This window comes from Rhodococcus sp. MEB032, assembly GCF_030208925.1.
Classification (GTDB): domain Bacteria; phylum Actinomycetota; class Actinomycetes; order Mycobacteriales; family Mycobacteriaceae; genus Rhodococcus_F; species Rhodococcus_F qingshengii.
Map to the genome: position 1 here is coordinate 34,763 of NZ_JARVSY010000016.1, position 22,220 is coordinate 56,982.

Sequence of the window (22,220 nt, forward strand, 5' to 3'; positions counted from 1 at the left end):
CACCTAGCCTTGAAACTATGTGGCATCCTGCCGCTGCAGCCAGTTCAAGATCGCTTGGTTGGTCTCTTCGGGTCTTTCTTGCTGGATCCAGTGACCGCAGTCGAGATTGACTACTTCCACATTGGGCACGAACTCTGTCAGGTTCTCAGCTCTCGCGATCGCGTCACGGTCGCCGTAGATCATGAGTGCGGGCTGTTGGATGATCGGGTCCACCTCCGCCAGCAAATGCCAGTTGCGGTCAAGGTTCCTGTACCAGTTCACACTGCCCGTGAATCCTGCCGATTCGAAGGCGGAGACGAAAACGGCCAATTCGCTATCGCTCATCAGGGGCTCACCGAGTGGTGTCTCTGCTCTGGCGAGATCGATCAGCGCCATACCCGGCTCAGGCTCCCTGATGGGTTCGTTCTTCCGGTACAGGTTGCGGAGGAACCGGAAGGTGTTGTCTTCGAACACCGCGTCCGCAACGCCCGGCTGTCGATTGAAATGGACGAAGTAGAAATCACCGCCAAGCACGGCTTCCATGAACTCAATCCACGGCTGCTCTCCGCGATCCTGGTAGGGCAGGCTCAGGTTGATCACTTTGTTTACCCGGTCCGGGTGCAACAGGGTCAGGCCCCACACGACAAAGGCGCCCCAATCGTGACCGACAAAGGTGGCATCTTCGTAGCCGTAGTGATCGAGTAGTGCGATGAGATCACCCGCCAAATGTTCGATGTCATAGTCCGTCACATCGGTCGGACGTGACGAATTGCCGTAGCCGCGTTGGTTCGGGACGATGACGTGGTAGCCCGCCTCGACAAGGGCGGGCATCAGGTATCGCCAGGAATAGGCGTGCTCTGGCCATCCGTGACACAACACGATGGGTTTCCCGGCATTGTGTCGCCCTGCTTCGAAGACTTCGAGTTCCACGCCGTTCACTGGGATGAGGACGGGCCTGGGGAAGTCGGATGGATTCACGGATGCTCCTTTGAGTCGAGTACCGATCTCGTGTCTGGATCGACCGGTTGCTCCGACGATAGGGAGCATCGTGGACACATAAAGTCCTAGATCGCTGGCAATCTGAAGAAATGCGGAACGATCCCACAGGCCGAGCACTGCAACTGCTCTCGCTCCTTCAGACTCATCGCTTCTGGCACTGTGCCGAACTTGCCGCACGACTCGATGTCACGCAGCGGACGGTACGCCGCGACATCGATCGCCTACGCGACCTCGGCTATCCGGTCGATTCCACGTCCGGAAAATACGGGGGCTACCGACTTGCAACGGGGGCGCACGTGCCGCCCTTGATCCTCGACGATGACGAGTCCGTGGCCGTAGCCGTCGGACTGCGCTACGCCGCCGAGGCCGCCATCGGCGGCATCGAAGAAACGTCGCTGCGCGCGCTGACGAAGATCGAAACACTCCTGCCCCATCGACTTCGCCGACGTGTGTCGGCATTGCATTCGAGCGTCAGTTCCATACGGCGGGCAGATGACGACATCGTCGATCCCGAAGCACTCAGTGTGCTCGCTGCGGCATGTCGTGACCACGAGCACGTTCGTTTCGACTACCGGCGAGGTGATGGCGAGAGCAGCAGACGGCTCGTCGAGCCGCACCGCCTTGTCACGGCGGGACGTCGTTGGTATCTCGTAGCATGGGACCACCATCGTTCGGATTGGCGAACATTTCGACTGGACCGGCTCTCGGAGCCCTGGCTGGCAGGCAGTCATTTCACTCCCCGCGAGATACCGGGCGGTGACGCGGCAGGCTTCGTCGCGAGATCAGTGGGCTCGCCACCCCGTCACCACGATGCAAAACTTGCCATCGAAGCCACGTTCGCCGACCTCGCGGGCGTACTCAGATGGATTGACCACACACCGATCGAGGTGGCAGCGGACCGCTGCCTTGTCCAGATCCGCAGCGAGGATCTCGGCAGGCTCGCCATGACGGTTGCGCGCATTGCGCTCACCGCCCCAGTGGTCGTCATCGAACCAACCGAGCTCGCCGACGCCGTCAGTCGGCTCGCCCTTCACCTCAAGGTCTCGCCACCATGACAGTCAGAAGAGGATTGCGCGACAAGACCATTCACGTCCAAGTTGCCGCGGGGACGTGTTCCCTGCGCAGGCCACTCGTCTATCGAGACACGTATCCGATTCCCTCTAGGCTTGGAGAGTAAGTGACCGATTCGAAATCATCGCCGCCGGCTTCCGTCCACCCCCAGACGTGGAAGTTCGACTACCCGATCATCCACGCCGAGACTCGCGAACAGTGGCGAACTTGGTTGACGGACAATCACACGTCAGGCCGTGGGGTGTGGTTGTGCTCCTGGCGCACCACCACCAGCCGACCACGCTGCCCCTACCCTCAGGCCGTTGAGGAAGCGATCTGCTTTGGGTGGATCGATTCCACCAACACCGTCTTCGACGAAGAGCGCAATTTGCAACTGTTCACACCGCGGAGACGCAAGAGTTCCTGGACCCGACTCAACCGCGAACGCGCAGCTGATATGGAGGCGCGTGGCCTCATGACCGCTGCTGGTCGTGGTGCCATTGCTGCCGCGAAATCCACTGGTTGGTGGACGATTCTCGACCAAGTCGAAGACCTCGAGGAACCATCTGACTTGCAGGCGGCGCTGGACCTGGACACGCAAGCGCGAAGCAACTGGGACAGTTTTCCGCCCAGCGCCCGCAAACAGATGCTGTGGTGGATCGTCAGTGCCGCTCGAGACGCAACACGGGCAGGTCGAATCGCCCATATCGTCAACAATGCGGCCATCGGTCAACGTGCCCGCAGCTGATCCGCGATTCGACCGCGTCCGGTATGAAGGCCGGTCATCATCTGTCCGAGGGGTTTCCCTCGGACCGAAACAAGTCCACCCGCCCCGCAGAAGCGGGACGGGTGGACTCGGTACTCGCAGGTCTGACTTACGTCAGGATGCGGATCACACGTCGTAGTAGAGCTCGAACTCGTACGGGTGCGGACGCAGGTTGACCGGAGCGATTTCCTGCTCACGCTTGAGCGAGATCCAGGTCTCGATCAGGTCGGTGGTGAAGACGCCACCCTCGGTCAGGTACTCGTGATCGGCTTCGAGGCGGTTGATGACCGTCTCGAGGCTGGTCGGAGCCTGCGGGATGTTGCGAGCCTCCTCCGGGGGAAGCTCGTAGAGGTCCTTGTCGACCGGAGCCATCGGCTCGATCTTGTTCTTGATGCCGTCCAGGCCGGCCATCATCTGTGCAGCGAAGTTGAGGTACGGGTTACCCGAGGAGTCGGGTGCGCGGAACTCGAGACGCTTTGCCTTCGGGTTGTTGCCCGTGATCGGGATACGGACAGCTGCCGAGCGGTTGCGCTGGCTGTACACGAGGTTGATGGGGGCTTCGTAGCCCGGCACCAGACGGTGGTACGAGTTGATCGTCGGGTTGGTGAAGGCCAACAGCGACGGAGCGTGGTGCAGGATGCCGCCGATGTAGTGGCGCGCCATGTCCGAGAGGCCTGCGTAGCCGGACTCGTCGTGGAAGAGGGGCTTGCCGTCCTTCCACAGGGACTGGTGGACGTGCATGCCCGAGCCGTTGTCACCGAAGAGCGGCTTCGGCATGAAGGTTGCGGACTTGCCGTGCTGCCAGCAGGTGTTCTTGACGATGTACTTGAACAGCTGCAGGTCGTCAGCAGCTGCGAGCAGCGTGTTGAACTTGTAGTTGATCTCCTGCTGTCCGCCGGTGCCGACCTCGTGGTGGCCGCGCTCGAGCTCGAAGCCTGCGTTGGTCAGGTTGGTGGAGATTTCGTCGCGCAGGTCCACGTAGTGGTCGTACGGAGCGACGGGGAAGTAGCCACCCTTGGCGCGAACCTTGTAGCCGAGGTTCGGGGAGCCGTCGGCGTTGGTCTCTGCGCCGGTGTTCCAGGAACCGGAGATGGAATCCAGTTCGTAGAAAGCGGAGTTCATGCCGGAGTCGTAGCGAACCGAGTCGAAGATGTAGAACTCGGCCTCGGCGCCGAAGAATGCGGTGTCCGCGATGCCGGTGCTGACCAAGTACTCCTCGGCCTTGCGGGCAACGTTGCGCGGGTCGCGGCTGTAGGACTCACGGGTGAACGGGTCGTGCACGAAGAAGTTGATGTTGAGGGTCTTCGCCTTGCGGAAGGGGTCGATCTGCGCCGTGGTGACGTCGGGAAGCAACATCATGTCGGACTCGTGGATCGACTGGAATCCGCGGACCGAAGATCCGTCGAATGCGAGGCCGTCCTCGAACACGTCCTGGTTGAAAGCAGACGCCGGGATCGAGAAGTGCTGCTGGACGCCGGGCAGGTCGCTGAACCGAATGTCGACGTACTCGATGTTCTCGTCCGCGATGTACTTGATGACCTCTTCGGCCGTGGTGAACGCCACGCTTGTGCTCCTTAAGTCGCTTCAGCCAAGTGATGTCGGTTGAATCCGTCGAGGCAGACGGTAGGGAGCTGGTGTTGCCCGCTCGTCAACCCTTTGTTTCGGCAGTGTTACGCGTCGCAGCATCCTGGGGATTTCCGAAGTCCATGTGACCGGCCACACAGTTAAAACCCGGCAAATCTGGACTACGGTGCTGCGACGCCTATCCTGGACAGCATGGCACGTATCACCGGAACTTGGCTCTCTGGGCCGCAAGCAGCTTTGCCGAAGAGCGCGGACGGCCGTGAGCAGTCGTACCGTGGCGAGCTCCTCGGTTTCCCTCAGGAGGGTCCGGGTTCGCTGGTCGGTTCGGGCCGTCGTATCGCGGCACTGTTGGTGGATTGGGTGATGGCTGTGGGAGTGGCCTCGCTCATCACCGGTGACTTCTTCGACGGTATGACCTCGACTGTCACGCTGATGGTGTGGTTCGCCGTCGGTGTCGTCACCGTGGCTCTGTTCAACTTCACCCCGGGGCAGTTCGTCCTCGGACTTCAGGTTGCGCGTATCGAAGGCCCGATCCGAGTGGGCTTCGTGCGCGCGCTCGGACGTCAGGCACTGCTTGTGTTCGTGATTCCCGCGACCATCACCGACATCGACGGTCGCGGTATGCAGGACCGCGCGACCGGCACTTTGCTCGTGAAATCGCGCTGACACAAACTTCTCGAACGAAGAAAGACCCGGGTCCGTATGGGCCCGGGTCTTTCGTTTGCTGTGGGGGAGTGTCAGCGACGACGAATGGTTCGCTGCATTCCCTTCATCTTCGCGCCTCCGGGCATCGGGCCCTTGGGAAGCGCTGCTCCGCCGCCGCGTGCGCTGAGCGCAGCGAGGCGACCTTCGATGTTGTCCATGCGCTTGGTGTCGATGTTGCGGGGCAACTTGTTCAAGTAGCGCTGGAGCTGCGAGAGCGGAACCTGGCCCTCGTCGTTTCCGATGATGATGTCGTAGATCGGGGTGTCGCCGATGAGGCGGGCAGTCTTCTTCTTCTCCTGCGCGAGGAGGCCCTTGACGCGTTGCGGCGAACCTTCGGCGACGAGGATGACACCCGGCCGTCCGACGACGCGGTGAACGGCATCGAGTTGGGTAGTGCCGGCGACGGCATTCGTGACGCGCCACGCACCCTGCATGTTGTCGAGCGCCCACGCAGCGGCACCGGCCTGACCTTCAGCCTTCTTGTACACCGATTTTTGGACGCGACGACCGAAGATGATGAAGGCGCCGAGGAGACCGAGAACGATGCCGATCGGCAGCAGGAACCACTGAAGGCCCCAGATGAGGCCGACCAGGAAGAAGACCAGAGCCGCACCGACGAGGGTGCCGATCATCAGCGGCAGGAGGAGCTTGTCGTCCTTGCGCTGCATCTGGAATGCCTGCCAGAGCTGAGTTCTACGTTCCTTGGAAGCCTGCTTGCGGGCAGCCTTCGCTGCAGCCTTTGCCTCTTTGGTGGGTTTGCCCTTACCGGATTTGCTGCCGTTCGCCATGTACCCAGGATACGTCCATTGCTGTGCGCCTTTACTAACCGCCCGCGGTTAATAAAGGCGCACAGCAAAAAGTGGATCAGCGATTCAGGCGCGCCATGAGTGAGCTGGCTTCCTGGGAAGCGTCGCCGCCCTCGGTCAGATGACGCTGCGCCTCGGGAAGTTCACGGCCGTGATGTGCCATGGCCTGCGCATACAGGCGGCCGGCGCGGTACGACGAGCGAACCAACGGACCGGCCATGACGCCGGCGAAGCCCATCTCTTCTGCAGCCTTGGAGTGTGCGACGAACTCCTCGGGCTTGACCCACCGCTCGACGGGGTGGTGCCGGGGCGAGGGTCGAAGGTACTGGGTGATGGTGAGGATGTCGCAACCGGCGGCGTGGAGATCTGCCATCGCCTCGGTGACCTCTTCAGGGGTTTCGCCCATGCCGAGGATCAGGTTGGACTTGGTGACCAGTCCGTAGTCGCGTGCTGCGGTGATGACGTCGAGGCTGCGCTGGTACCGGAATGCCGGACGGATCCGCTTGAAGATGCGGGGGACGGTCTCGAGGTTGTGTGCGAGGACCTCGGGGCGTGAGGCGAAGACCTCGTCGAGCAGTTCGGGCTTGCCGTTGAAGTCCGGAACCAGGTTCTCGACGCCGGTGCCCGGGTTGAGTTCGTGGATCTTGCGGACGGTCTCGGCGTAGAGCCAGGCGCCGCCGTCGGGGAGGTCGTCGCGGGCGACGCCGGTGATCGTGGAGTACCGAAGGCCCATGGCCTGAACGCTTTCCGCGACGCGACGGGGCTCGTCGCGGTCGAGGGCTTCGGGCTTGCCGGTGTCGATCTGGCAGAAGTCGCAGCGGCGTGTGCACTGCTCGCCGCCGATCAGGAACGTGGCTTCGCGGTCTTCCCAGCATTCGTAGATGTTGGGGCAGCCCGCTTCCTCGCAGACGGTGTGCAAACCTTCACGCTTGACCAGGCCCTTGAGCTCTGTGTACTCGGGGCCCATCTTTGCTCGGGTCTTGATCCAGTTGGGTTTGCGTTCGATGGGCGTCTCCGCGTTTCGGATCTCGAGACGGAGCAGCTTACGTCCTTCTGGGGCGATAGTCACGACAGTGATCCTACGCCCGGTGATTACTGCAACGGGGTTCGGGCGAGCCCGTCAGCTGTACTGAACGGTAGTAAAAGTCGGAGTAGGCGAGGCGCTTTCGAAGGTGACGCGCTCGACGTTCCGTTCGGTGACGGGCATGGTTCCGTCGAGAGCAGCGATCACTGCCTCGGTCACAGCGGGAGTGACTTCGTCCACGGTGACGTCGCGACCGAGTTCCTGCGACAGCGTCGTGACCCCGGCGTCACGGATGCCGCAGGGAATGATGTTGTCGAATCCGGTCAGGACCGAATTGCAGTTCAAGGAGAAGCCGTGCAGTGCCACGCCCCGTTGGACGCGCACGCCGATGGCAGAAACCTTGCGCTCGGGCTTCCATTGCCCGTTTGCGAGTTCGGCGGGCAGCCAGACGCCGGAGCGGCCGTCGATGCGCCCGCAGTTCAGGCCGAGGTCCGTGCACACCGTGATCAGTGCTTCCTCGATGCGTCGGACATACCGCACCACGTCGATGGGCTCGGCCAGTTTCACGATCGGATATCCCACCAGCTGGCCGGGGCCGTGCCAGGTGATCTTCCCGCCGCGGTCGACGTCGATGACAGGCGTGCCGTCGACGGGACGATCTTCGGGTTCCGTGCGTCGTCCTGCCGTGTACACCGGCGGGTGTTCGAGGAGCAGTAGCGTGTCCGGTCCGATGTCGTCCGCCCGCACTGCCGCGAGCTCACGCTGGCGGTCCCACGCGGCGTTGTAGTCGATCGAACCGAGTTGCTCGACGGCGATCGGCAGTTTCGAGAACCGGGCGGAAACGGCAGCGCTGCTCATGGACGTAGAGATTACGCCCGACTTCGGAATCAACCGAGTGCGGCCGCCAGCGCTTCGCCGATCGTGTTGTGGCGGAAAGAGAATCCCGCCTTTTCCAAAGCTGCGGGAATGGCGCGCTGGCCACCGAGGATGCCGCTCTTGGCGAATTCTCCGATCAACGCTTCGAGTGCGAACCCGGGAACGATCCAGGGAGCCGGGCGGTGGACCGCACGGGACATGGCGTCATTGAACTGGGCATTGGTGACAGGGGCCGGACCGGTCAGGTTGACGGGACCGGAGAGTTCGGAATTCGTGAGCGCGAACTTGATCGCGTCGCACTCGTCCTCGAGTGAGATCCACGGAAAGTACTGGCGACCGTTGCCCAGTCGCCCGCCGAGGCCGAACGAATAAAGGCGCCGAAGCCGACCGAGCATGCCCCCATGAGGTGAAATCACGACGCCGGACCGCAGATTGACGACGCGGGCACCCGCCGCACGCGCCGGTTCGGTGGCAAGTTCCCAATCGCGACACGTCGTGGCGAGAAAGTCTGTGCCTGCCGGCGAATCCTCGTCGACGATCTTGTCGCCGGTGTCGCCGTAATAGCCGACGGCGCTCGCGTTGGCGAGGACGGGAACCTTCTGACTCGCGACCGCTTCGGCCAAGACGTCGGTCGCGACGATGCGGCTGTCACGGATCGCTTGCTTGTAGGAACCCGACCACCGTTTGTCGCCGATGCCGACGCCGCAGAGGTTCACGACGGCGTCGGCGCCCTGCAGGACGGAGAGGTCCAGACGGTCGTGGTCCGGGTCCCAACGCGATTCGTCGGGGCCGGCGGTCGAGCGTCGCACCAGACGCACCACGTCGTGGTTGTCGGAGCGCAACGATGACACCAAGGCCGTTCCGATCAAACCGGACGAGCCGGCGATGACTACTCGCATTCGGAAAGCCTCCTTCGATTCAGCGTGCTTCGATATCCGAACGTATATCTCCGACCGTACTGAAAAAGCCGGGGCGCCACCTCCTGATGGAGATGACGCCCCGGCCGGCCGAGCAGTTGCTTACAGGCCCAGATCAGCTTCGAACGAGGCTTCTTCCAACCGCTGCTTCACAGTGGTGAGGAATCGGCCGGCGTCGGCGCCGTCGACCAGACGGTGATCGTAGGTCAGCGGCAAGTAGATCATCGAGCGAACGCCGATGGACTCGTTGCCGTTCTCGTCGGTGACCACCATCGGGCGCTTGACGATCGCGCCGGTTCCGAGCATGGCCGCCTGCGGCGGTACCAGGATCGGGGTGTCGAACAGCGCGCCCTGGCTGCCGATGTTGGTGATGGTGAAGGTGCCACCCGAGAGCTCGTCCGGCTTCAGGCCACCCGAGCGTGCACGCTTGGCGATGTCGGCGATGGCGCGGGCCAGGCCGGCCAGGCCGAGATCGCCGGCGTTGTGGATGACGGGGGAGAGCAAGCCCTGATCGGTGTCCACTGCGATGCCGAGGTGCTCAGCGTCGTAGTAGGTGATCTGCTTGGCAGCCTCGTCGTAGCTTGCGTTGATGTTCGGGTGCGACTTCAGCGCCTCGACGACTGCCTTGGCGAAGAACGGAAGGAACGTCAGGTTGACGCCTTCGCGCTCGATGAAGCCGGCCTTGGCACGGGCCCGCAGGGCGACGATCTTGGTGACGTCCACCTCGAAGGTCTGCGTGAGCTGAGCGGTGTTCTGCAGCGACTCACGTGTCTTGGTGGCCGTGATCTGCCGAATACGGTTGGCCTTCTGCGTGGTTCCACGCAGGTGTGCCAGTTCGGGTCGGACGCCTGCGGCTGCGGTGGCGGCCGGTGCGGCCGCGGGTGCTGCAGCAGGAGCAGCGGCGGCGGGAGCCTTCTTGGCCTCCGCAGCGGCGAGCACATCCTGCTTGCGGATGCGGCCGCCGACGCCGGTGCCGGTGACGGTCGCGAGGTCGACGCCGTTGTCCGTTGCGAGCTTGCGCACGAGCGGGGTGACGTACGGGCTGCTGTCGCCGGAAGCTGCGGGTGCGGCCGCCGGTGCGGGAGCCGCAGCAGGCTTCGGAGCGGGTGCGGCCGGTGCGGCAGCAGGCTTGGGTGCTTCAGCCTTGGGTGCTTCGGCCTTCGGTGCTTCAGCCTTGGGGGCAGGGGGTGCGGCCGGTGCTGCGGGAGCGGCCTTGGGTGCCGGAGCCGCGGCGGGTGCGCCGGATCCGACGACGGCCAGCTGGCCACCGATCTCGACGGTGTCGTCTTCCTGCGCATTGATCTCGAGCAGGATTCCGGCGACGGGGGACGGGATCTCTGTGTCGACCTTGTCGGTCGAGACTTCGAGCAGCGCCTCGTCGACGGCAACCTCGTCGCCGACAGCCTTGAGCCAACGGGTGACGGTACCTTCGGTGACGGACTCGCCGAGGGCGGGCATCGTCACGGCGGTACCTTCAGCGGAACCGCTCGAAGCGGCGGGTGCCTCGGCAGCGGGAGCTTCTTCAGCGGGAGCTTCGGCAGCCGGCGCTTCCTCGGCGGGAGCTTCCTCGGCGGCGGGGGCGGGTGCCTCTGCCGCGGGTGCTGCGGCTTCGCCGGCTTCACCGATCTGGGCGAGCTCGCCACCGATTTCCACGGTGTCGTCTTCCTGCGCGACGATCTTGGTCAGGACGCCGGCGACGGGAGACGGAATCTCGGTGTCGACCTTGTCCGTGGAGACTTCGAGCAAGGGTTCGTCGACTTCGACCGTGTCTCCTTCCTGCTTGAGCCACCGTGTGACAGTTCCCTCGGTGACGCTCTCACCTAGGGCTGGCATCTGGACGGAGAAGGCCATGTCTTTTGACTCCTCGACAGTTGTGTTCGGGTTGTTGAATTTTGTCGACTTGTGGTCGTAATGCATTGTGCTCGAGTGGCGCGCGACGTGCGGCTACTTGTAGCTATTTTGCCGATGTCGACGCGCGGGCGCGGCGTCACCGTCGTTCATCTTTCCATTGATACGCCGGGCGTGTCCGATGAGGGGGATGCCGTCCGTTTCGGGTGTGTCGGCTACTGGCGAGTAGGTATGCGTCGGGGGTCCGGCTGTAACGTCGTAAGCGGACCAAACGGTATGTCGTGCGCAGGCACAACGGACATCGCCTGGCAAACTTGACATATCGCCGGGGTGCATCCGCGGCGTCGGTACCGAGGAGGGTACGACCGTGGGACTGTTCGATCGTTTCAAGCGTCCGCCAAGTGCGGCTCAGGCCGCAGCGCAAAGTGATGCGGATCATCTGGCGAATTGGGCGCACTCGCACGAAGGCGTCGAGGCCTATGTGGAACCGCAGACGACGGTGACCGAGGTGACCGTCGTCCTGGTTGCGAAGGACGGGGAGTGGACTCGTCGTCGTGTCGGCGGCGAACGTGGCGCCCGCAAATTGGGACAAGACTTGAAGATCCCGGTCTACGACGTCCGCAAGACGGGATATCCGCAGCGTATGCGCGATCACGACGAACGTAAGCGAATCGAACGCAAGCGGGCCCGAGAGCAGGAATTACGCGACGGCGCCTGAACTGCTGTGCGCCTTTATTAACCGCGGGGGGTTAATAAAGGCGCACAGCAAGGGGTCAGCCGTTTACCGCGATGTCCTCCAGGACCGAGATCATCGTGCGAACGGGAACGCCGGTACCGCCCTTGCCGGTGTAACCCCACGGCCCTGACGTGTTGTAGGCCGGACCCGCGACGTCGATGTGCGCCCACTGGACACCCTCGGGAACGAATTCCTTGAGGTAGTGAGCTGCGACCAGCATGCCGCCCCAGCGGTGTGGGGTGACATTGGCCATGTCGGCGACCTTGGAGTCGAGATCTCCGCGCAATTCCTCCGGCAGCGGCATGGCCCAGCCGTTCTCGCCGACGCTCTGCGAGATGGAGGCGACGCGGTCACGGAACTCGTCGGTGCCCATGACTCCGGGGGTGCGGTTGCCGAGCGCGACCATCTGCGCACCGGTCAGGGTGGCGGTGTCGATCATGTAGTCGGGATTGTCCTCACCCGCGCGAACCATCGCGTCGGCAAGAATCAAACGGCCCTCGGCGTCGGTGTTGACGACCTCGATGGTGATTCCGCCGTACTGGGTCAGCACGTCGCCGGGACGCTGGGCGGTCGCGGACGGCATGTTCTCGGCCATCGGTACGTATGCGACGACGTTGACGGGCAGGCCGAGCTTGGCGGCAAGCACGACGGTGGAGATGACGGCTGCGGCGCCGCCCATGTCCGAGGTCATGTTCTCCATACCGGCGGCGGGCTTGATGGAGATTCCGCCGGTGTCGAAGGTGATGCCCTTACCCACCAGTGCGACCTTGCGGGCACCACGCTTCTTCGACGCGTATTCGAGGCGGACGAGACGCGGCTGGCGTGACGAGCCCTTGCCGACGCCGATGATTCCGCCGTAGCCACCCTTCTCGAGTGCCTTCTCGTCGAGAACCTGGACGGTGAGCCCGGCCTCGACGCCCAGTGCCTTCGCGCGCGCGGCGAACTCGGCGGGGTAGAGGTGGCTCGGGGGAGTGTTGACGAACTCGCGTGCGGTGGCGACGGCCTCGGCGATGGCAGCCGACCGTGCCAGCGTCGCTTTGGTCTCCTTCGTGCGCGGCGACGGCACCAGAAGTTCGACGCGGGCCAGTGGCTGCGAATCGGGACCGGGAGCCGTCATGGACGACTTGAATTCGGTGAAGCTGTACGCGCCCAACGCAAATCCCTCGGCGGCTGCACCGAGGTCGAGGATCGAGAGCGTGGTTGCGACGGTGTCGATGCCGGACAACGAGCGAGCTGCGGCGCCGGCGGACTTACGGATCTGCTCGCTGCCGAGCTTGTCGGCAGAGCCGAGTCCGACGGCGAGAACGCTGGTGACCGACAGTTCGCTCGGTGCCGGGACACGAGTGAGCTGCTCGGGCTTGCCGGTGGCGCCGACGGCGATGAGGCTGTCGAGGATCTCGGCGAGTACGTCTTCGGCGACGATGCCTTCGCTGAGTGCGATTTCGGGGCCGTCCGGACCCGACGTCAGACCGACGACCAGTATCTCTGCGCGCTTGGCGACTGTGCCGGCGAGAACGAGGTCGGGTCCCAACGATCGGGCTGTGCGAGTGCTCAAGGTGTCTCCTGTGAGGTGAGTGTGCGATGCGTCCGGTTCTGGCGGATGCCTGAGTCGATGTTAGGCCCTTTGCAGTTTGCGGACGGGCGATCGTCACGGCCGGGTGAGCTCTCGCTGCGGACATGTTTCGATCGGCGAAGTCCGATAGGTTGTGGGCCATGACCGACGAACAACTGTTGCAGGGCCCGATCCACCCCGTCCACGTCGAACTCGGCGCGACGTTCGCGCCGTTCGGGGGGTGGCAGATGCCGGTTTCGTACGCCGGCGTCGTGGCCGAACACACCTCTGTGCGTGAGAATGTCGGACTCTTCGACGTCAGTCACCTCGGCAAGGCCGTCGTGCGTGGCGCGGGCGCCGCGGAATTCGTGAACTCCGCACTGACCAACGACCTGAACAAGATCGGGCCGGGTAAGGCTCAGTACACGTTGTGCTGCAACGAGTCCGGTGGTGTCATCGACGACCTCATTGCGTACTACGTCAGCGACGACGAGATCTTCCTCGTCCCGAACGCAGCCAATACCGCGGACGTCGTTGCGGCTCTGGTCGCTGTGGCACCGGACGGAATCACCGTCGAGGATCAGCATCGTGCCTACGGTGTGCTGGCTGTGCAGGGTCCGAAATCGGTGGCGGTTCTGACCGCTCTGGGACTTCCCACCGAGATCGAGTACATGGCGTACGAAGATGCGGAATGGAACGGCGTGCCTGTTCGTGTGTGCCGCAGCGGTTACACCGGTGAGGTCGGCTACGAACTCCTGCCGCGGTGGGACGACAGCGAGCCGTTGTTCCGCGCGCTTCTCGAGGCAGTGCGCGCCGAGGGTGGGCAGGCCGCAGGACTCGGCGCCCGTGACACTCTTCGTACCGAGATGGGGTATCCGCTGCACGGGCATGAGCTTTCGCTCGAGATTTCTCCGCTCGAAGCGCGCTGCGGATGGGCGATCGGTTGGAAGAAGCCGACATTCTGGGGCAAAGAGACCTTGACCGACGAGAAGGCTGCCGGCCCGGCTCGCAAACTCTGGGGGATCAAGGCTCTCGATCGCGGCGTGCTTCGTGCCGGCCTCGGTGTTCTGCGTGACGGCGAGGCAATCGGCGAGACCACCTCGGGGACGTTTTCGCCCTCGCTCAAAGTGGGAATTGCGTTGGCGCTCCTCGATTCCGGTGCCAATGTCTCGGCCGGCGACGAGATCGAAGTCGACGTCCGTGGTCGTGCTCTTCGGTGCGTCGTGGTGTCTCCTCCGTTCGTGGAGACCAACACCAAGTAGAGAGCTTTTTCACGTTCGATAGGATTGCGCCCATGACAGGTGCCGCCGATTTCGTTCGTGTTCAGAGCTCGTCCCCGAAGTCCGACGCCGAGCGCCGTGACATTTTGGCGGCGCCCGGCTTCGGGCGGCACTTCACCGACCACATGGTCTCGATCGACTACACCGCGGGCAAGGGCTGGCACGACGCCCAGGTGTTGCCGTACGGAAACATCGAGCTCGATCCGGCCGCAATGGTTTTGCACTACGGACAGGCCATCTTCGAGGGCCTCAAGGCATACCGTCAGCCGGGTGGCGAGATCAGTTCGTTCCGCGTCGAGGCCAACGCCGAGCGTTTCGCGGCATCTGCGCGCCGTCTGGCCATGCCGGAGCTCCCGTCGCAGATGTTCATCGATTCCATCACCGAACTGATCGACGTCGATCTCGACTGGGTTCCCGCAGCCGGTGGCGAGGACGCGCTCTACCTCCGTCCGTTCATGTTCTCCACCGAAGCCGGACTCGGTGTCCGTCCCGCCGACGAGTACCGCTACCTGCTGATCGCCTCGCCTGCCGGTGCGTACTTCCCGCGCGGCGTCAAGCCGGTCAGTGTGTGGCTGTCCACCGAATACGTTCGCGCGGCCCCCGGTGGTACCGGCGCGGCCAAGTTCGCCGGCAACTACGCCGCTTCACTCCTCGCCCAGGCGCAAGCCGCCGACGAGGGTTGCGACCAGGTGGTCTGGCTCGACGCCATCGAGCGCACGTACGTCGAGGAAATGGGTGGAATGAACCTGTTCTTCGTCTTCGGCTCGGGCCCCGACGCTCGCCTCGTGACGCCGTCGCTGTCCGGTTCGTTGTTGCCAGGCATCACGCGCAACTCGTTGCTCGCCCTTGCCGCCGATTCCGGTTTCGCCGTCGAGGAGCGCAAGATCAGCACCGACGAATGGCGCACCAAGTGCAAGAGCGGTGAAATCACCGAGGTCTTCGCTTGCGGCACAGCAGCAGTCATCACCCCCGTCGGACGCGTCAAGTCCGCCGAGGGCGAGTTCACCATCGCCGACGGCGAGCCGGGTGAGGTGACGATGGCACTGCGCGACACCCTCACGGGTATCCAGCGCGGAACCTTCGCCGACACCCACGGCTGGATGACGAAACTTCACTGATCGCTGGTTCGTTCCGCGAGCAATCGCTCCCGGAAGAACTGCAGAATCTCGTCTCGTGCGACGGTGGTGGGCGATCCCGCCTCGTCGACGAGATGAGCCGTCACCACGCTGTGTGGATTGGCAATGACGTGTTCGAAGAACGGCGACGTTGTCGCGTTGGCCGCTTCGTCGGGTAGTACCTTCCCGACGAAGCGCTCGCCCAAGGCCTTCGAATAGGCGGCGAATCGTTGTGCGCGGCAGAACGAGTCACCTCGAAAGCGGTATGCAAGCACCGTGAGGTCTTCGGCCTCGAGTCTCGAGCGCACGGCTTCGAGTTCTTCGGGCCCGCTGTCGGTTTCGTCCGGTCGATCGAGCGGTAACGACGGTTGGGCGAGAACCGGCGCGATGACCGAGGGTTCGAGCATCATCGACAACGCGAAGTTACCGGTGAAGCACATTCCGATCACGCCGACGCCAGGTCCGCCGCTCTCCTCATGGGCGGAAGCGGCGAGTGAACGCAGCCAACGGACCGCCGGACTCGGTTCGTTGGCAGCGAGGGTGCGGAATTCTGCACTGACGCAGGCTCTCTTGAACACCGTCAGCCCCTCGTTCACTGTGGGGACCGCGCCGTCGCGGCCGAACAGTGACGGAACGAAGACAGTGAAACCGGCGTCGCGCACCCAGCGGGCGAATCGCGCTACATGCGGGCTGATGCCCGGCATCTCCGGCATGACGATTACTGCGGGACCGGTGCCGGCCACGTACACGGACTTCGCCACTGCGTCGATGGTGATCGTTCGACGGTCGAAGTCTTCGAGCGGATCGTCTTCGGTCATGCTCCGGTTCGGCACGGTGAGCCCTCTCAGTAGTCGAAACAATTCCTCTGCACAGTCTTTCGGCGCGGGATCGACTACAGAAGAGGGCGGTTCGCCATGTTTTCGGGCGGGCTCGCCTCGCACCTATCCGGCGCCGCCGTTGCGGAATCGCTTTCGGTAGTCGGCCGGGCTGATGCCGACGCGGTCGGTGAACAGGCGACGGAAGGTTCCAGGATCCTGATAGCCGATGTGCCCCAGAATCTTTCCGAGAGGCCAGTCGGTCGATTCCAACAACCGTTTCGCTTTTCGGATCCGTGCACGCTGCAGATAACTGCGCGGCGATTCCCCGGTCTCGTCCTTGAACTTCCGAAGCATGGTTCGGGTGCTGAGGTGAAAAGCACTCGACAGCAGATCCAAGTCGTAAGGTTCCGCCATCCGTTCGACCAGCCACCTTCCGACGTCGTCGGCAAACTGTGTGTGTTTGGCGGGCAGCATCGAGTCCAGGATGTACGGAGCTTGACTGGTTCGGTTTTCGGGCGCCAGCGTAATTCTTGCGGTCGTACGCGCAATCTTGTCGCCGAGATGCTCGCGCACGAGTGCTGTTGCGAGGTCGAGCGCGGCGGTGAACGCAGCAGTGGTGGTGACGCCGTCGTCCTGGACGATCAACGAGTCGGTTCGAACCGTCGCACCGGGGTAACGACTCGCGAGGTCCGCACCGTACAGCCACGACGTCGTACATCGGCGTCCGTCGAGCAGTCCCGCCTCGCCCAGCAGATACGCGCCGACGCAGACCGACGACACCCGAACGCCGCGCGCCTCGCACGCACGGATGAACTCGATTTCTCTGTCCCACAGCGACAAACGCGTCGCAGGGTCTTCGGACGGCACGAGTTCGAACCCCGGCACAACCAGGTGATCGATGTCGTGATGCCCCTCCTGCACGCCGAGCGAAAATCCACCTGCCGCAACGACGGGCGTGCCGGACGCTGCGATGACCGATACCTCGAAGGGGTCGGCGGGCGCTCCATCAGCGACGCGATTGGCGATCAGGAGAAGGTCGGTGAAAACGAAGATCTCGGCCGCGAGGCAACCTTCGTACGCAAGGACACCTACTCGCACGACGTCGGATCACAGTCCGAGAGTGAGGCCGACGGCCGTAAGCGTCACAGTGAGTTCGAGTGCGAATCCGAGAACGTCTCCGTTGAGTCCGCCGAATCTACGGACGCAGTGACGCACGCACAGCACACTGATCACCAGCGCCGACGCGGTCACGAGAGGGCCGAGCCACCACCGGTCGGTGGCAAAGCCGGAAGCGGCGATCAGCGGAACCGACCACACGATTGCGGCCCACAGCGGTTGTGAATCGGCGACGAGCGCACCGAATCCGCTCGGGCTCGACGCGAGAATACCTCGGCGGCAGGCAAAAACGACGGCCACACGACCCGCCGCGACAGATACGAGAACGGCGATCCACTGCGTGGGGGAGTCGGCAACAGCGAGGACGCCGAAGGAGACCGATTGCAGCCCAAGGAAGATGAACAGTGCCGCGACCCCGAACGGTCCGGCACCGCCGCTGTGCATGACCTCGCGGGCGCGCTCCGGTGGACCGTAACAACCCAGTCCGTCGACGGAGTCTGCCAGTCCGTCCACGTGCATCCCGCGTGTCCCGAGAGCGAGCGCACCTACCGTCAGCAAGCCTGCGAGATAGGGATTCAGGCCGATACTGGTTGTGCCCCAGAGCAGAAACGTCGCGGCAATGCCGAGAGCGATCCCGGTGAGCGGAGCTGCCGCGATGGCGCGACGGCCGGCAGTTCGATCGATGTCGGAGGGACCACGAACCGGAAGGACCGTCAGCCACGAGAAGGCCAGCGGCACTCCGGACAGCGGGCCCGCCACGCTCACTCCGCCGTATCGGTCTTGGTCAGGTCGATCGACTCCGGTTCGTCGGCAGGTGCGCTGCCCTGAGTGCTGACACCGGCTTCGGAGAATGTCGCCATCTTGCTCAGGATCGCCACTGCGCCCTGAAGAATCGGGAGAGCTGTGACTGCACCTGAACCTTCACCGAGACGCATGTCGAACTCGACGATCGGGTCGAGACCCATGCGGGTCAATGCGATGGTGTGGGCGGGTTCGGTGGAGCGGTGTCCGGCGACCCACCATTCACGTGCGCCGAAAGCCAGTTCGTCGGCAACCATGGCGGCTGCGGTGACCACTACGCCGTCGAGGATCACCGGCGTGCGACGCGAAGCTGCCTGGGCCAGAAAGCCGGCCATCGCGGCGAGGTCGGCACCCGAAGACGTGCGCAGCAGCGCGACTGTGTCGCGAACGTGCGGACGGGCACGCCGGAGAGCGTCGCGAATCGCTGCGGTCTTGCGGATCCATCCGGCGTCGTCGATACCGGTACCTCGACCCACGACCGCGACGGGTTCACTGTCCGTGAGTGCGGCGATGAGTACGGTTGCGGGCGTCGTATTGCCGATGCCCATGTCGCCGGCGATGAGAAGATCTGCGCCCCCGTCGATTTCCTCGTCCGCGATCGCTCGGCCGGCGGCGATGGCCTGAAGGGTTTCCTCGTTCGACATGGCGTCTTCGCGGTCGATGGACCCGGAAGACCTGCGTACCTTGTGGTTCGAGACGGACGGATCGGTATCGCCGTCCACTGCGATGTCGACGACGCGTACCGTGGCGCCGGCAACCTCGGCGAGGACGTTGACCGCCGCGCCGCCCCCGAGGAAGTTGGCGACCATCTGTGCGGTCACTTCCGGCGGATAGGCGGAGACCCCGTTGCGGGCGATTCCGTGATCACCCGCGAACACGACGACGCGAGGCCGAGCGAAAGCATGTGGGGGACAAACTCCTTGGCAGGCTGATGCCCAGCCGGCGAGAGCCTCCAGTCGGCCCAGCGAACCGGCCGGCTTGGTCAGATCACGCTGACGCGCATCGGCCTGCGCTCGCACCTCGCGGTCGGGCGGGGTGACGGGTTCGAAGTCGGCGCTACTGACTGGCGCGACGTCAGGGTTGGCATCTGGATTCGCCCCTGAAATGGCCCCTGGATTGGCCTCGGTACTCACATCGTGCCTTCCGGTTGTGCAGCAGTATCTTTCAAGATGAGCGGTAACCCTGCAACCACTAGTACGACACGATCGCACACCGCCGCGATACGAGCGTTGAGAGTGCCGATCTCGTCGCGGAACAATCGTCCGGACCGCGTCTCGGGGATGACGGCCAAACCCACTTCGGGGCTGACCAGCACCAGGTGTCCGCGATAGTTCTCGACACTGGCGACCAGGCTGTCCGCAGCGGGAGTGACGGTGCCGCGCGGAGCGTCCCAGGCGCCTTGCCGATCGAGTTCCGTGGTCAGCCACGTTCCCAGATCGTCGACCAACGTCGCTGTGTGTGAATCGCTTTCGAGCTGCGCCGCGAGATCGCCGGCATCTGCGGTTTCGACCGTCGACCAATGGGAGGGCCGTCTGTTGCGGTGCTGGTCGATCCGGCTCTCCCAGTCTGCGTCGGAGACATCACGTCTGGCTGTCGCCAGGTACCGGACCGGTGCCGAACTTTCGGGTAAGTAGCCTGCACAAACCAAATCCTCGGCGTGCGCGGACTTACCAGACCGCGCGCCGCCGAGGACCAAGGTTCTATACGTGTTCGTCACGCTCAGATTGCGTCGCCCGGCCCCACACGAGGCTTCGGTGCGCGCAGCTTACGGATCTGCGACGCGCGAACGAACGCGTACCAGCCGAGCTTGAATCCGCCGTCGGTGCTGTCGGGGAAGCGCTCGGCGACGCGGTTGTTGATCATGCGACCGAGCCAGATGCCTTCACCGACCATGAAGAGCATCATCACGAGCATTGCCAGTGTGACGATCTGCTGGAGCGCGGGCGTGACGAACATGGTCATGATGAGGATCAACGCGAGCGGCATGAACAGCCCGACGAGGTTGCGGCGAGCGTCGATGAAGTCACGGACGTAGGCGCGAACCGGTCCCTTGTCGCGGGGGAGCAGGTACTTGTCCTCGCCGGCGAGCATGCGGGCGCGGCGGTCTGCCGACGATGCGCGACGCTCGGCGGCTTCGGCCTTGCGGTCCTCCTTGGAGCCGCGGGTCGCCTTGCGGCGGGCGCGGGCTTCCTTCGCGGTCAGCGGGGCAGGGGCAACGGGGCCACGCCTCTTCGCCTCGGCGTCACGACGCTTGGGTGTGGGGCGGCCCTTGCCCACCTGCTCGATGGGCGCCTCTTCGGAGGCCGAGGATGCCTCAGTGCCCTCGACGTCACGTTTGTCGGAGTTGTCTGAGTCACCGCGGCGTAGCAATTTCACACCTCCAGGCTATTGGATAAGTGCACGGTCTGGGAAACCGACCTCGGTCTTTCTGAAAAACCCGATCGCCCGAGGCACTGAAACGCGCGAGATCGTGAAACATCGGGGTCATTCGGGACTCTTAGACTTCGGCTATGCGGGTAATAGTTGCTCCAGATTCGTTTGGTGAGACGTTGACGGCCGTCGAGGCGGCTGAGTCCATTTCTGCCGGTTGGCGACGTGGCCGACCCGAAGACGACGTTGTCACCGCGCCACAATCCGACGGTGGGCCGGGTTTCGTCGACGTCTTGGCCACGGCTGGGGGCGACATCCGGACTGCACGGGTGTCCGGGCCTTTGACCGCCGCCGTCGACGCCACGTGGCTGTTCGATTCGGACACGGCGTACATCGAGTCCGCCGAGGCCGTCGGGCTCGGCCTGCTCGGAGGTCCGCCGACGCGGGACACTGCGCTCGCCGCGCACAGTCTCGGTGTGGGAGAGCTGATCGCTGTCGCGCTCGAGGCAGGCGTGAAGACGGTTGTCGTCGGACTCGGTGGGAGTTGCTGCACCGACGGGGGACGTGGACTGGTGGAGGCGCTGGGCGGCCTGGAGGTTGCAGCGGCGGCTACGGCAGGCACTCAGTTGTTCGCCGCCACCGACGTCGAACACGTACTTCTCGGCGAGCACGGTGCGGCAGCGGTGTTCGGCCCGCAAAAGGGCGCCGACGCCGAAGCCGTCGCAGTCCTCGAAGCGAGCAACGCGAGATGGGCCGAACAGTTGGAGTCCGTCACCGGAAAACGAGTGTCGAATTTTCCGGGTGCCGGCGCCGCGGGTGGTATCGGTGCCGCGCTCTTTGCGCTCGGTGCACAGCGGCGATCCGGGGCCGACGTCGTCGCGGATCGCACCGGACAGGCCGCGCTACTGGCTTCCGCTGACCTGGTGATCACAGGCGAAGGCAAGTTCGACCACCAATCTCTGCGCGGCAAACTCGTCACAACGCTCGCTTCGGCGGGGGCAGCGCACGGCGTTCCGACGCTCGTCTTTGCCGGCCAGGTGACGCTCGACGAGGCGGACTATGCGTCGACCTCGATAGTCGCGGCGAAGTCGGTGACGGATTTCGCCGGGTCGGTGGAACGTGCGATGGAGGAAGCGTCGGCGTGTCTCGAGGGACTCGCCGAACACACGGCACGCGAGTGGAACATCTGGCGCGGCGTCCGGAGCTGAGGATCCACAAGCGTCGACGCGCCGTTGCCGTGTCGGGAAGACCGGATAGGATGAAGACGAATCGCACCCGGTAAAGGACTGGCGGGAATAAGTCGGCAGCGGCGTACCGTTGAAGCGTTCACGGGTTGGTACGAACATTAGGGAGAGCCCATGACTGTGCAGAACGAGACCGCCACCCACGGCGTCAAGATGACCGAGGCCGCGTCCGCCAAGGCGAAGGCACTCTTCGATCAGGAGGGTCGCGACGACCTCGCGCTGCGTATTGCAGTGCAGCCCGGCGGCTGTGCCGGACTGAAGTACCAGCTGTTCTTCGACGACCGCACGCTCGACGGTGACCTCACTGTCGACTTCAACGGCGTCAATCTGGTTGTCGACCGGATGAGCGCGCCGTACGTCGAAGGTGCGTCCATCGACTTCCTCGACACCATCGAGCAGCAGGGCTTCTCGATCGACAACCCCAATGCAACAGGCTCCTGCGCCTGCGGTGACTCGTTCAACTGAGTCTGTCGATCACAACTCAATTCACGAACAACTGACGCGGAACCGACATTCGGTTTCGCGTCAGTTGTTTGTGGTGACTCGTACGTAGACCGTTCCGATCCGACAGCTCGGACGCCGATGACGGCGCTACGGGCGGTAACGTGAACTTTTGCTCCTCTTTCATTCTTGT

General features: G+C 63.9%; 22 protein-coding genes. 8 read left to right on the top strand and 14 right to left on the bottom strand.

The genetic code is table 11. The annotated features are described in order from the left end of the window. Window positions 1-15: 15 nt before the first annotated feature. Entirely contained in the window at window positions 16-957 is a 942-nt protein-coding gene (locus tag QRN54_RS17970) for an alpha/beta fold hydrolase (RefSeq protein ID WP_285182723.1), read from the bottom strand. Between the two features lie 110 nt (window positions 958-1,067). Between QRN54_RS17970 and QRN54_RS17975 the strand changes: the two genes are divergently transcribed. Both QRN54_RS17975 and QRN54_RS17980 read left to right on the top strand, forming a co-directional pair. Continuing rightward, a complete protein-coding gene (locus QRN54_RS17975) occupies window positions 1,068-2,033 on the top strand; it encodes a helix-turn-helix transcriptional regulator (protein WP_285182724.1) in 966 nt (321 codons plus the stop codon). A 122-nt stretch (window positions 2,034-2,155) separates the two neighbouring features. Then, window positions 2,156-2,776, top strand: coding sequence for a YdeI/OmpD-associated family protein (locus QRN54_RS17980; RefSeq protein ID WP_285182725.1), 621 nt, complete (start codon window positions 2,156-2,158; stop codon window positions 2,774-2,776). Between the two features lie 144 nt (window positions 2,777-2,920). On the opposite strand, the gene glnA is transcribed toward QRN54_RS17980, so the two are convergent. Then, window positions 2,921-4,357: a type I glutamate--ammonia ligase gene (gene glnA / locus QRN54_RS17985; RefSeq protein WP_003941609.1), complete on the bottom strand. Its 1,437-nt coding sequence runs from the start codon at window positions 4,355-4,357 to the stop codon at window positions 2,921-2,923. 213 nt (window positions 4,358-4,570) lie between these two features. Here glnA and QRN54_RS17990 point away from each other — a divergent pair, with 213 nt between their 5' ends. Next, window positions 4,571-5,044: an RDD family protein gene (locus tag QRN54_RS17990; protein WP_003941579.1), complete on the top strand. Its 474-nt coding sequence runs from the start codon at window positions 4,571-4,573 to the stop codon at window positions 5,042-5,044. 71 nt (window positions 5,045-5,115) lie between these two features. Here the strand turns inward: QRN54_RS17990 and QRN54_RS17995 are convergent, their stop codons facing one another. From QRN54_RS17995 to sucB, 5 genes are all read right to left on the bottom strand, one after another. After that, window positions 5,116-5,871 carry a DUF4191 domain-containing protein gene (locus QRN54_RS17995; RefSeq protein ID WP_003941625.1) on the bottom strand — a complete coding sequence of 252 codons (756 nt, stop codon included), beginning with the start codon at window positions 5,869-5,871 and terminating at the stop codon, window positions 5,116-5,118. 76 nt (window positions 5,872-5,947) lie between these two features. Further along, window positions 5,948-6,958, bottom strand: coding sequence for a lipoyl synthase (gene lipA, locus QRN54_RS18000; protein ID WP_003941610.1), 1,011 nt, complete (start codon window positions 6,956-6,958; stop codon window positions 5,948-5,950). Window positions 6,959-7,009: 51 nt separating this feature from the next. Next, entirely contained in the window at window positions 7,010-7,771 is a 762-nt protein-coding gene (gene lipB, locus QRN54_RS18005; RefSeq protein WP_285182726.1) for a lipoyl(octanoyl) transferase LipB, read from the bottom strand. Between the two features lie 29 nt (window positions 7,772-7,800). After that, window positions 7,801-8,688, bottom strand: coding sequence for a TIGR01777 family oxidoreductase (locus QRN54_RS18010; protein WP_003941584.1), 888 nt, complete (start codon window positions 8,686-8,688; stop codon window positions 7,801-7,803). A 120-nt stretch (window positions 8,689-8,808) separates the two neighbouring features. Continuing rightward, window positions 8,809-10,557 carry a 2-oxoglutarate dehydrogenase, E2 component, dihydrolipoamide succinyltransferase gene (gene sucB, locus QRN54_RS18015; protein ID WP_058039509.1) on the bottom strand — a complete coding sequence of 583 codons (1,749 nt, stop codon included), beginning with the start codon at window positions 10,555-10,557 and terminating at the stop codon, window positions 8,809-8,811. Between the two features lie 364 nt (window positions 10,558-10,921). On the opposite strand from sucB, the gene QRN54_RS18020 reads away from it, so the two are divergent. Next, window positions 10,922-11,272, top strand: a complete 351-nt coding sequence (locus QRN54_RS18020; RefSeq protein ID WP_003941713.1) for a hypothetical protein — start codon at window positions 10,922-10,924, stop codon at window positions 11,270-11,272. Window positions 11,273-11,327: 55 nt separating this feature from the next. On the opposite strand, the gene QRN54_RS18025 is transcribed toward QRN54_RS18020, so the two are convergent. Then, window positions 11,328-12,845 carry a leucyl aminopeptidase gene (locus QRN54_RS18025; RefSeq protein WP_007730044.1) on the bottom strand — a complete coding sequence of 506 codons (1,518 nt, stop codon included), beginning with the start codon at window positions 12,843-12,845 and terminating at the stop codon, window positions 11,328-11,330. A 158-nt stretch (window positions 12,846-13,003) separates the two neighbouring features. On the opposite strand from QRN54_RS18025, the gene gcvT reads away from it, so the two are divergent. Next, entirely contained in the window at window positions 13,004-14,104 is a 1,101-nt protein-coding gene (gene gcvT, locus QRN54_RS18030) for a glycine cleavage system aminomethyltransferase GcvT (protein ID WP_042921858.1), read from the top strand. 32 nt (window positions 14,105-14,136) lie between these two features. Then, window positions 14,137-15,240 (top strand): branched-chain amino acid aminotransferase, encoded by a 1,104-nt coding sequence (locus tag QRN54_RS18035; RefSeq protein ID WP_003941766.1) that lies wholly within the window; start codon window positions 14,137-14,139, stop codon window positions 15,238-15,240. Here QRN54_RS18035 and QRN54_RS18040 read toward each other — a convergent pair. From QRN54_RS18040 to QRN54_RS18065, 6 genes are all read right to left on the bottom strand, one after another. Beyond that, window positions 15,234-16,055, bottom strand: a complete 822-nt coding sequence (locus QRN54_RS18040; protein WP_285182727.1) for a dienelactone hydrolase family protein — start codon at window positions 16,053-16,055, stop codon at window positions 15,234-15,236. The genes QRN54_RS18035 and QRN54_RS18040 overlap by 7 nt on opposite strands. Before the next feature lie 123 nt (window positions 16,056-16,178). Further along, window positions 16,179-17,153, bottom strand: a complete 975-nt coding sequence (locus QRN54_RS18045; RefSeq protein ID WP_019748916.1) for a GlxA family transcriptional regulator — start codon at window positions 17,151-17,153, stop codon at window positions 16,179-16,181. Window positions 17,154-17,162: 9 nt separating this feature from the next. After that, window positions 17,163-17,930 (bottom strand): adenosylcobinamide-GDP ribazoletransferase, encoded by a 768-nt coding sequence (locus tag QRN54_RS18050; protein WP_080961137.1) that lies wholly within the window; start codon window positions 17,928-17,930, stop codon window positions 17,163-17,165. Between the two features lie 2 nt (window positions 17,931-17,932). Next, entirely contained in the window at window positions 17,933-19,078 is a 1,146-nt protein-coding gene (gene cobT, locus QRN54_RS18055) for a nicotinate-nucleotide--dimethylbenzimidazole phosphoribosyltransferase (RefSeq protein ID WP_054187294.1), read from the bottom strand. A 23-nt stretch (window positions 19,079-19,101) separates the two neighbouring features. Beyond that, on the bottom strand, window positions 19,102-19,689 hold the full coding sequence (gene cobU / locus QRN54_RS18060) for a bifunctional adenosylcobinamide kinase/adenosylcobinamide-phosphate guanylyltransferase (protein ID WP_285182728.1): 588 nt from the start codon (window positions 19,687-19,689) through the stop codon (window positions 19,102-19,104). A 2-nt stretch (window positions 19,690-19,691) separates the two neighbouring features. After that, window positions 19,692-20,348, bottom strand: a complete 657-nt coding sequence (locus tag QRN54_RS18065) for a DUF3043 domain-containing protein (protein ID WP_007730051.1) — start codon at window positions 20,346-20,348, stop codon at window positions 19,692-19,694. 134 nt (window positions 20,349-20,482) lie between these two features. On the opposite strand from QRN54_RS18065, the gene QRN54_RS18070 reads away from it, so the two are divergent. Continuing rightward, window positions 20,483-21,550 (top strand): glycerate kinase family protein, encoded by a 1,068-nt coding sequence (locus QRN54_RS18070; protein WP_285182729.1) that lies wholly within the window; start codon window positions 20,483-20,485, stop codon window positions 21,548-21,550. A 150-nt stretch (window positions 21,551-21,700) separates the two neighbouring features. Continuing rightward, window positions 21,701-22,051, top strand: a complete 351-nt coding sequence (locus tag QRN54_RS18075) for a HesB/IscA family protein (RefSeq protein WP_007730053.1) — start codon at window positions 21,701-21,703, stop codon at window positions 22,049-22,051. Window positions 22,052-22,220: the final 169 nt, after the last annotated feature.

Excerpts from the sequence above, each read along its gene's own strand:
- QRN54_RS18070 (WP_285182729.1), top strand. The coding sequence starts at position 20,483 with ATGCGGGTAATAGTTGCTCCAGATTCGTTTGGTGAGACGTTGACGGCC.
- QRN54_RS17990 (WP_003941579.1), top strand. The coding sequence starts at position 4,571 with ATGGCACGTATCACCGGAACTTGGCTCTCTGGGCCGCAAGCAGCTTTG.
- lipB (WP_285182726.1), bottom strand. The coding sequence starts at position 7,771 with ATGAGCAGCGCTGCCGTTTCCGCCCGGTTCTCGAAACTGCCGATCGCC.
- sucB (WP_058039509.1), bottom strand. The coding sequence starts at position 10,557 with ATGGCCTTCTCCGTCCAGATGCCAGCCCTAGGTGAGAGCGTCACCGAG.
- QRN54_RS18010 (WP_003941584.1), bottom strand. The coding sequence starts at position 8,688 with ATGCGAGTAGTCATCGCCGGCTCGTCCGGTTTGATCGGAACGGCCTTG.
- QRN54_RS18035 (WP_003941766.1), top strand. The coding sequence starts at position 14,137 with ATGACAGGTGCCGCCGATTTCGTTCGTGTTCAGAGCTCGTCCCCGAAG.
- gcvT (WP_042921858.1), top strand. The coding sequence starts at position 13,004 with ATGACCGACGAACAACTGTTGCAGGGCCCGATCCACCCCGTCCACGTC.
- QRN54_RS17995 (WP_003941625.1), bottom strand. The coding sequence starts at position 5,871 with ATGGCGAACGGCAGCAAATCCGGTAAGGGCAAACCCACCAAAGAGGCA.
- QRN54_RS17975 (WP_285182724.1), top strand. The coding sequence starts at position 1,068 with ATGCGGAACGATCCCACAGGCCGAGCACTGCAACTGCTCTCGCTCCTT.
- QRN54_RS18075 (WP_007730053.1), top strand. The coding sequence starts at position 21,701 with ATGACTGTGCAGAACGAGACCGCCACCCACGGCGTCAAGATGACCGAG.
- QRN54_RS18040 (WP_285182727.1), bottom strand. The coding sequence starts at position 16,055 with ATGACCGAAGACGATCCGCTCGAAGACTTCGACCGTCGAACGATCACC.